The 536-nt window shown below is 37.2% G+C and carries 1 pseudogene; it reads right to left on the minus strand.

Features of this window, described 5'->3' with window-relative positions:
* Positions 1–203 precede the first annotated feature (203 nt).
* Positions 204–374: pseudogene (locus A3729_RS33895) on the minus strand (integrase); the annotation flags it as partial.
* Between the last annotated feature and the right edge of the window lie 162 nt (positions 375–536).

The raw sequence follows: 536 nt of genomic DNA on the forward strand, positions 1-536 counted from the left end.
ATAATGGCTATTTTAGGAGGTCAGGATATTGATTGCTGGTTATAGGAACTCTCTAGAGTTAATAAGCGATTACTGAAAGTCGAGGTCTTATTTAAAAGCCAAAATTAATTTACTTATTTTGATGAGCCCTTAATGCCGGCTTTTAAAAAATTGCATAAAAAGGAAGTTACTTAAATTGTAAATAACCGCCTTTTGACGAAATTCTACACCTGAATTCGTTCGGCAAGATCAAGCGCATCATCTACTTCAACNCCAAGATACCTTATAGTGCTGTCAATTTTAAAGTGCCCTAGCAATATCTGAATAGCTCTAAAGTTCTTTGTTTCACGATAAATAATTGAAGCTTTTGTTCGCCTCATTGAGTGGGTGCCATAAGCTGGCTAAATAATGGATACACAGAGCTTCAATGAGCACCAAACTTGCGCACTTTGAAATTACAGGTAAATTGCGGCCCCTGTTTAAACATTCACAAAATAAAAATGGGGCCAGAGTCGCAACCCCGCCCCATCAACGACTTAATTAATTACTTCATACCA

Source organism: Oleiphilus sp. HI0043, from assembly GCF_001634935.1.